General features: G+C 38.7%; 8 protein-coding genes. 4 read left to right on the forward strand and 4 right to left on the reverse strand.

The window, feature by feature from the left end; all coding sequences use genetic code 11:
• Both E1176_RS08260 and E1176_RS08265 read right to left on the reverse strand, forming a co-directional pair.
• Positions 1–279 (reverse strand): hypothetical protein (locus E1176_RS08260; RefSeq protein ID WP_155210138.1); only part of this gene is annotated, 279 nt, incomplete at its 3' end.
• Positions 280–284: 5 nt separating this feature from the next.
• Entirely contained in the window at positions 285–1,211 is a 927-nt protein-coding gene (locus tag E1176_RS08265; protein ID WP_155210139.1) for an alkaline phosphatase family protein, read from the reverse strand.
• Between the two features lie 261 nt (positions 1,212–1,472).
• Here E1176_RS08265 and E1176_RS08270 point away from each other — a divergent pair, with 261 nt between their 5' ends.
• Together E1176_RS08270 and E1176_RS08275 are read left to right on the forward strand one after the other, a co-directional pair.
• Positions 1,473–2,045 carry an RNA polymerase sigma factor gene (locus E1176_RS08270; protein ID WP_155210140.1) on the forward strand — a complete coding sequence of 191 codons (573 nt, stop codon included), beginning with the start codon at positions 1,473–1,475 and terminating at the stop codon, positions 2,043–2,045.
• Positions 2,026–3,516, forward strand: coding sequence for an outer membrane beta-barrel protein (locus E1176_RS08275; protein ID WP_155210141.1), 1,491 nt, complete (start codon positions 2,026–2,028; stop codon positions 3,514–3,516). Before E1176_RS08270 ends, E1176_RS08275 begins: the two co-directional genes overlap by 20 nt.
• Before the next feature lie 2 nt (positions 3,517–3,518).
• Here the strand turns inward: E1176_RS08275 and E1176_RS08280 are convergent, their stop codons facing one another.
• Positions 3,519–4,346: a translation initiation factor IF-2 N-terminal domain-containing protein gene (locus E1176_RS08280; RefSeq protein ID WP_155210142.1), complete on the reverse strand. Its 828-nt coding sequence runs from the start codon at positions 4,344–4,346 to the stop codon at positions 3,519–3,521.
• Between the two features lie 139 nt (positions 4,347–4,485).
• On the opposite strand from E1176_RS08280, the gene E1176_RS08285 reads away from it, so the two are divergent.
• Positions 4,486–4,902, forward strand: a complete 417-nt coding sequence (locus E1176_RS08285; RefSeq protein WP_155210143.1) for a 3D domain-containing protein — start codon at positions 4,486–4,488, stop codon at positions 4,900–4,902.
• Positions 4,903–4,952: 50 nt separating this feature from the next.
• Here the strand turns inward: E1176_RS08285 and E1176_RS08290 are convergent, their stop codons facing one another.
• Positions 4,953–5,801 carry a mechanosensitive ion channel family protein gene (locus E1176_RS08290; RefSeq protein ID WP_246205972.1) on the reverse strand — a complete coding sequence of 283 codons (849 nt, stop codon included), beginning with the start codon at positions 5,799–5,801 and terminating at the stop codon, positions 4,953–4,955.
• 103 nt (positions 5,802–5,904) lie between these two features.
• Between E1176_RS08290 and E1176_RS08295 the strand changes: the two genes are divergently transcribed.
• Positions 5,905–6,366 carry a CBS domain-containing protein gene (locus E1176_RS08295; protein ID WP_155210144.1) on the forward strand — a complete coding sequence of 154 codons (462 nt, stop codon included), beginning with the start codon at positions 5,905–5,907 and terminating at the stop codon, positions 6,364–6,366.
• Positions 6,367–6,403 lie beyond the last annotated feature (37 nt).

A 6,403-nucleotide genomic window follows, 5' to 3' on the forward strand; every position in this document is an offset into this window, starting at 1 on the left:
TCTGCTATTTTTATTAAGCGGATAATACCTGTATGAGACCTGAAGCCCACCAAGTTTGGGATATTTTTCATCTGAGGTAGTTAACCCTGAAGCTATCGCAATGGTTGGCCCCAAACTCCAGGCATGTTTTTCTGATTGTATTGATAGCGTAGGAGAGGTGAATATCCTCAAGGTATTTCTTATAAAAATAGCAGAAGATTCCAGTGAAATTTCTCGCTCTTGAGAATATGTTTGTATTGAAACAGCTATTGTGAAAAATGTCATAATCAAGTATCTCATTTCGGTTATTTTATAAGTTCTTCAATCGTATTTCCTTCACCTGCCCAATCTATATTTAACATAGAGGCTATTGTGGGAGCAATATCAATTTGACCATAAGGTTTTTGAACAACCACACCTTTCTCTAAATCAGGTCCTATAGCTAAAAGTGATATTTGCCTACAACCATCGCAAGAGTCGCCATGGCCCACGAAACTTGACCCTATACCGGAGGAATGCCTACCGTGGTCTGCGGTTACAAGCAGCGTAGTTTTATCTCTGTAGTGCGCATCACCCTGTATATAATCCCATATTTGTTTAACATAGAAGTCAGTTTCCTGAATCGCCTTGATATATCCATTCCAGTCATTGGAATGACCTCGGCTATCGGGTCCCCTAAAGTGTATCATGGTAAGCGAGGGTTTATAGGTAGATATTGTATCAATCGCTACTTGCATTGTTATCTCATCTTCTCTGTCAACTGTATTGATAGATGGCCTATAGGAACCTCTCCAGTCTAGGTCTTTGCAATCAGAAAGAGCAGCTAATTTTTTCTTACTAGTGATGATCCAGGCTTCCGTTGGCGGTAGTCGGTGAGCCTCCAGATATCGCTGGAAAATAGAAACCTGATCTGGTAGTTCACTTCCATTGTTAATCACCAAATCATAATAACCTGTGGTAATCGCAGAGTGGCCTGATAAGGTGAATGTTACGCCATCATTCATAAAATTGTTAAACAACACACCCTGTGACGAAAGCTTGTTTTGATGCGGTATATTGACCCTCAGACTATCGCCCCAGGTTTCTGATAACCTTGGTCCATCTATAACCACAAGTACTACATTTTCAGTAGCCATTTGACTGGCTAGAGGCTTCACATAATTTTTGTCCGAACTGCAGGCAGCGAGTAATGTGAAAAGAATACTTTGAGCTAAAAAGAAATGTTTCATCATTATTTAAGCTTCTAAGAGACTGTAAATCTGGCAGCAAATGTCAAATCCATCAGCTAGCCAGAAATACAATCAACTTGGATAAAGTGAAATCTCGTTTACGGATGATTTTTGTATCTTCTAAAGCCAACACGCATGATTAACATCCGGGGGTTGGTTGAAAAAAAATATAAAAATTATCAACCAACCCTTTTAAGAAATCCTGCGTGTTGGCAGCGATAGCTGTGGCTTTCTAGCCTCATAACTTGGATAAAGAAATGACAATTGATTAGTGATAAAGAGCTATATAAACTCTTAGATGCCTGTAAAAAAGGCAGTCGAAATGGTCAGAATGAGCTTTATAAGGAATTTTATGCGTATAGCATGTCGATTTGCCTGAGGTACTCTAAAACTCGACAAGAAGCGATTGAGATATTGAATGATGGTTTCTTAAAAATCTTCACAAAGATTGAAAAATATACGAAAGGCAGACCATTTAAGGGCTGGCTTCGCAGAGTGATGATCAATGCGGCCATTGATTGTTTCAGAAGAAATGAAAAGCATTACCATGGGGTAGATATTTCCTACGCAAAAAATCAAACAATAGACGAAACAGCCATATCTAAATTTGCAGAAGAAGATATACTAAAAGCAATACAGGCTCTTCCTCCATCTTACAGAATGGTTTTTAATCTACATGCCATTGAAGGATATAAGCACGAGGAAATTGCTCAAAAACTGAATATTACGGTTGGTACATCAAAATCTAACCTGGCAGTAGCGAGAAGTAAATTAAAAAGAACCCTGGCTATAATGGGGGGTGAAAAAGAAGAAAATCATGGACGACAAAAGGTTTGATGATTTAATAAAGGGTAAGTTGGAAGGCTACGAAAGTGAAGCCTTTGACCCATCTGCGTTGGCAGATTTAAGGTTACGACTGGCCGGAAGTCAAGCATTGCCGTGGTATGTGCTATACCGAACGGAGCTACTTGTCGCAGCTGCAGTTGTAATTATATGTTTATTTAATGGTGGTTTATTTTATCTTTTTACCCAACAAAGTGTGCCCACTGGACAATATTCATCTACAACTGGTCAATCAACAAAAGACCAACTCACAACCCCAGCCGCTATAACTGATACCATTTACATAGCCGACACTTCTTCACAAAAAGCAATTACGGCCTTATCTAAGGAGCTAAAAAAATTAATGCGATTAAATCAATTAGCTGCAAATCAGATGATAGTGGCCAACAAACAACGGTTCAACTATCAAAACGAATTGGCTTCATTAGAGGCTCAGATGGCATCACTAACAAGACAATTGGAGGTAGTAAAAGACAGGGATACAATTTATACTTCGCAACTGAGAAAAGAATTAGTAGAACTTAAAGAGCAGTTTAATTCGGTATCGACTGTTGCAGGAAGTATGATTAATCACGCTTTATTTATGGGAGAGTCTGAGAATTTAGATCCTCAATTGCTCAGGAAATTGCGAGATAGAAATCTCATCGTGGAAGAGGATGGCAATGCCTATCTTGTCGCAAACGACAAAGTAGTGCCATTTTTCTATAAAGAAAAGGAGAGTGGTGAATCCTTGCTAATACTTCTTCCTATAGACTATGATGAAGAACAGCTTACCGCAAAACTAAACGATAAACTTATCACTAATGATGCACCAGACAGACTACCGGTGAAATTGCAGCGAGAAATTGAAAAACATTATAGAAAAGGCGTGGGTATTAAAATAGGACCATCTTTAGGTATGAATCGGCCATTTTTTGAGCAAGGTCAAGGTGATTTTAATATCGGACATGGGATAAACGCTGATTTTATTTTATCTCCATCTTTAAGTTTAACAACAGGCATAAACTATGCGCAAATAAAAAATGAGGTCGAGGGAAATACGCTAAATGAAGTAATAAAGCCAAGATTCGATCCTAATAAAGGGGAGTTAGTTTCTATGGAATTAGAAACGGAGTATTTTGAAATCCCGCTTAGTTTAAAGTATAGGCACCCTGTTGGTGATCTCAATTTATTTGGCAGCCTGGGAGCATCTGCCGTGATATATACCAGTCAGGTTTATGACTATGGGCAAGAGTTTAATGATGGTGACAACTTGTTGGCGGTAAGTAGTGGTGCCAATTTTAATCCCAAGCCATCTCCATTTGCTTTTATTGATGTAAGCGTAGGAGTAACAAAAAATATAAAGAAGCAGAACTCGCTGGAGTTTTCACTTACGTATCAAAAGGGAATTGACGAAATGGGAGTTTCAGAAATGCTCACCGATGTTTTTGGTGTAAAAACGGCTTACTGGTTTAAATTGAGATGATTTTATCGATCATACTCTCCGTTGAGCCATGCCCAAAATCTCTTCACGGGGTTCGTATGCTTCGGAGTGATTGGTTTTTTTGCCTGGGTAGCTACTTTTTTCTTTACTTTCTTCTTAGGTACAGCCTTTACAACAGCTTTTGGTTGCACATTTTCGTAATAATGCTGTTTCTTTTTCTCCTTTATCTTTTGCTTAAGCTGCTTCTTTTTTAATTCAGCATTTTTCTTTTCACGCTCTACTTTCTCTTCGTAGCTTATCTTTTTTCTTTTTGGTTTTCTACCGGCCGACTTTCGAGATTGTGCTCCTCTTTTTTTCCTGGGTTTTTTGTCTTCTGCCTTTTCCGTTTCTTCTTTCGGCTTTGGTTCAGGAAGATCAATTTTACCCAACACTTTAATGCCGTCTAACTTTACTTTCTTAGCTCGTATTACTTCAACCTGCTCAATTTCTTCTTCAGTCTCAGGCTTTTGCTCAATCTCAGCTTTAGTTTCAACTTCTGTCTTCTCGGGCTCTTCGCTGGTAATCTCATTCGTAGGCTCTTTTTCTTCTTCAAGAGTTACTTCTTCAACTACCTCAACCTCCTGCTTTTCCTCAATTTCTTGAGTTGTTTCAGAAGCTTCGTCATGTAAATCTTCACTATTAGACGCTGTATCAACTTCCTCCTCGTTTATCTCAGGTGGGGTATAATCAAAGTGCTGTTGAAGCATTATTACCTGCTCATCACTTAATTTACTATTGCCGTTTTCTGAAATAGTGAAGTTATTTTTGTTCAATACTTCTACGATTTCACTTTGTGTAATTCCTAATTTACGTGCGAGTTGAGCAAGCCTCATTGTTCCTTTATTATTGCAATGTTTTAATAGCGAGTTGCAAATATAGATTATCACACATGTAAAAGCCAATATACATGGCGACAACTCATTTTTGAACTTACAAAAGCAACAATTTGATTACCAAGTAAGTTAAAGAGTTATGAATCAGATACTCACAATCAGCCTATCCTTTGCATTTTTCATTTCATTGTCTTGCAGTGCTCCAACATCTGAGCTTGCCGAAGAGCAAGCCTGGGATACACTTACAGTCACCGCAAGTGCCTACAACTCCGTAGCAAGTCAAACAACTGCATCAAATCCCATGATTGCAGCCTGGGGTGATACATTAAATCCCGGAATGAAGGCTATTGCGGTTTCACGTGACCTGATTCCTATGGGTATCGACCATAATACTACTGTGCGTATAGAAGGCCTTGAAGGCACTTACTTAGTTAAAGATAAAATGAATGCACGCTGGACGCGTAAGATCGATATCTACATGGGAGAAGATATCGATGCCGCTCGCAATTGGGGTGTAAAAGAAGTTGTTTTATACTACCCGCCAGCTAAAGAATAACCGCCATCACTGTGTCTCTTTCCAAACGGTAGAGAGTTTCTCACCACCTTTTATGCCAAATCCAATGTTCTTATAGGGAAAGGTATAGTAATGCCATTTTGGTCGAAAGCTGCTTTGATGTTCATAATTCCATCACTTTGCGCTTGAAGAAAGTCCGGTTGTTTGTGATATTTTACCCAATATCTCACTACAAAATTTATTGAGCTACTTCCAAATTCCTCAAAGAAGAATTCTACTTCAGTACCTTCTAATAGATAGGGTATTTTCTTAATTGCTCCGGTTGTAATCTCTTTTACTTTTTTCAAATCATCACCATAAGAAATACCACACTTTAGATCTACCCGCCTTTTGGCATTAATGGTATAATGTCGGTATAGGTTTTGAAATATAAGCCTGTTGGGCAACACCACATCTTGTCCACTTGGGTCATAAATTGTGGTTGATCGCAGTCCTATACGTGTTACTCTGCCGAAAATATCGTTAGATTCTAAAATGTCTCCGACATTGATTGGGCTTTTCATAGCCATAATCACCCCTGAAATAAGGTTAGCTGCGGCATCTTGAAACGCGAAACCTAATGCCAAACCAACAACTCCAATTCCAGCAAGTACCGAGGTAACGGTTTTGTCTAATTTGAGCACGCCAAGTGCTACCATCAGTCCAATTAAAATAATTATGATTGAGGTAAAGGTTAAAATGAGTTTTACAGCAGACTCATTGGTTGTAAAGCGGTGCAATATTTTTCCCAGCACTGCTCTTATGATTCTGGAGAGAATGTAAAAGACAATAAGAACAACAATTGCAATTACAAAATTAGGAAGCATGGCAATAATGGTTTCCAGCCAACCATTTAACTTCTCCAGCACTATATTAGAAGCATCCTCAATCTGACTTAACATTATTAAAGTAGTTATAAATTGAACCTGAAAATTTTACAGTTGGCCTTACTTGCCATTGATAGTAAAGTTAAAAATCACTATATTATAATAAAAAGAATTTGATATGGTAAAAAGTTTTCAAGGAGTACGACAAGTTAAACCAACCAAGGAGCCGGTACAGCCGGTGCATGTAGAAGATTATATGACGCGCCAACTCATAACATTCCGCCCTGAGCAAACCATGGAAGAAGTTATTAAGATTCTACTGACCAAAAGAATATCTGGTGGTCCGGTGGTAGATGAAGAGGGAAATTTAGTGGGCATCATCTCTGAAGGTGACTGTTTAAAGGAGGTAGTGAGAGGAAAGTATAATAATACACCTACCCTGCACGGAACGGTGAGAGAACACATGGCTACAGAAGTGAAGACGATGGCTCCGGAGATGAATATTTTTGATGCCGCTCGTATGTTTTTGGAGCTTAAGTTGAGAAGGTTTCCGGTATTAAAGGATGGAAGACTTCTTGGCCAAATCAGTCAAAGAGATGTGATGAGAGCCGTGCAAAGTCTTAAAAATTCTACCTGGTAGAGCTGCAAAAATTTATGCCTATTCAAGAAGCGTAGGA

Origin of the sequence: Fulvivirga aurantia, assembly GCF_009711475.1 — a bacterium.
GTDB classification, from domain to species: domain Bacteria; phylum Bacteroidota; class Bacteroidia; order Cytophagales; family Cyclobacteriaceae; genus Fulvivirga; species Fulvivirga aurantia.

Excerpts from the sequence above, each read along its gene's own strand:
- E1176_RS08295 (WP_155210144.1), top strand. The coding sequence starts at position 5,905 with ATGGTAAAAAGTTTTCAAGGAGTACGACAAGTTAAACCAACCAAGGAG.
- E1176_RS08285 (WP_155210143.1), top strand. The coding sequence starts at position 4,486 with ATGAATCAGATACTCACAATCAGCCTATCCTTTGCATTTTTCATTTCA.
- E1176_RS08265 (WP_155210139.1), bottom strand. The coding sequence starts at position 1,211 with ATGATGAAACATTTCTTTTTAGCTCAAAGTATTCTTTTCACATTACTC.
- E1176_RS08275 (WP_155210141.1), top strand. The coding sequence starts at position 2,026 with ATGGACGACAAAAGGTTTGATGATTTAATAAAGGGTAAGTTGGAAGGC.
- E1176_RS08290 (WP_246205972.1), bottom strand. The coding sequence starts at position 5,801 with ATGTTAAGTCAGATTGAGGATGCTTCTAATATAGTGCTGGAGAAGTTA.
- E1176_RS08280 (WP_155210142.1), bottom strand. The coding sequence starts at position 4,346 with ATGAGGCTTGCTCAACTCGCACGTAAATTAGGAATTACACAAAGTGAA.